The organism is Stenotrophomonas sp. HMWF023, from assembly GCF_003060985.1.
Lineage (GTDB): Bacteria > Pseudomonadota > Gammaproteobacteria > Xanthomonadales > Xanthomonadaceae > Stenotrophomonas > Stenotrophomonas lactitubi.
Genome location: NZ_QAIJ01000249.1, coordinates 8,034 through 8,879 on the forward strand (window position 1 = coordinate 8,034; position 846 = coordinate 8,879).

At 68.1% G+C, this 846-nt stretch carries 1 pseudogene; it reads left to right on the forward strand.

Features of this window, described 5'->3' with window-relative positions:
• Nucleotides 1-572: 572 nt before the first annotated feature.
• Nucleotides 573-846 (forward strand): annotated as a pseudogene (locus DBR20_RS23195) (ribonucleoside-diphosphate reductase subunit alpha); the annotation flags it as partial.

The following is an 846-nucleotide window of genomic DNA, read 5'->3' on the forward strand; positions in this document are numbered from 1 at the left end:
GTTCGGGCAGTGCGGCGTCGGCAACGGCAAGGACGTCGGCCGGGTTGCCGAAGGTGGAGTACTGGGCAGCGCGCATGGGCGGTGTTCCGGAAAAGTTGATGTGATACCGAACTGGGGACGTGTGCGGCGTCAACAAGGTGATGGAGGTGCAACACGGCATCCTGCGACCGATGGTCGCGACATGACGTGATTACTGCATCTTGTGTTGACGGCTCGGGGCATCCCCACTATGTTGTGGCTGTCACTCCCGGTCAGCCGCCGCCGCCGGACATGCAGCAAACGTCCCGCGGCCCGCCGCTGAAGGCTTGCCGTGTCGACGCGGCCGCCACCGTGCGGACGCAGGTCGCCCCCACGGCCCGGATACCGGCCGCAGGCGCAGGCAGATGCCGACGACCTACGTTCCTGCACCTTGGCACTTCACCCGTTCGCCCCGCGCGCCGGTATCGCGTGCAGGGCCGCCATGGCATCGGGCGCCGACGCGCGTACGAGCCTGGAGTTCCACCACCATGACCGACAGTACCTTCCGCGTGGCCGACCTGGCCGGCGCCGGCGACGCCATGCGCGCCAGCGGCGAGCGCGTGCCGACCTGGATCACCAAGGAAGCCGGCAATCGTCGCCTGCCGTACGATGCGGCACGCCTGCTGCGCAGCATCGACACCATCCACGCCGAGCTGCCGCAGCTGGATGTGGCCGACTACCGCCGCGTGGTGCTGGCAATGGTCGAGCGCAAGCCCAGCATCAGCGCCGATGATCTGGTGGATCTGCTGATCCGCGAAGCGGAATCGCGCGTCGATCTTGTCGCGCCCGAGTGGGAACAGTTTGCCGCACGCCTGTACCTGCGCCGGC